Below are 590 nucleotides of genomic sequence, written 5' to 3' on the forward strand. Positions count from 1 at the left end.
GGCCGACATCGACGCCGTCGTCCTCGGCAAGGCCCCGGACCTGTTCGAGGGCGTCATGATGCCCGAACTGTTCCTCGCCGATGCCCTGGGCGCCACCGGGAAACCACTGCTGCGCGTGCACACCGCGGGTTCGGTCGGCGGGTCGACGGCGCTGGTCGCCGCGTCGCTGATCCAGTCCGGCGTGCACCGCCGCGTGCTGACCGTGGCGTACGAAAAGCAGTCCGAGTCGAACGCGATGTGGGGCCTGTCGATCCTGCCGCCGTTCCAGATGCCGGTCGGCGCCGGCGCGGGCGGCTACTTCGCGCCGCACGTGCCCTCCTACATCCGCCGCTCGGGCGCGCCCGAGCACGTCGGCGCGATCGTCGCGGCGAAGGACCGCCGCAACGGCGCTCTCAACCCCTTCGCGCACCTGAGGCAGGCCGACATCACCGTCGAGTCGGTGCAGAAGTCGCAGATGCTGTGGGACCCGATCCGCTACGACGAGACGTGCCCGTCGTCGGACGGCGCGTGCGCGATGGTGCTCGGTGACGAGGCCGCCGGGGACGCCGTCGAAGGCGGTGCCGCCTGGATCCACGCGACGGCGATGCGCA

The 590-nt window shown here is 71.9% G+C and carries 1 pseudogene; it reads left to right on the plus strand.

The annotated features are described in order from the left end of the window. Positions 1-590: pseudogene (locus CCN37_RS38665) on the plus strand (thiolase domain-containing protein); the annotation flags it as partial.

The sequence above is a fragment of the Allokutzneria sp. NRRL B-24872 genome (genome assembly GCF_002155965.1).
Classification (GTDB): domain Bacteria; phylum Actinomycetota; class Actinomycetes; order Mycobacteriales; family Pseudonocardiaceae; genus Allokutzneria.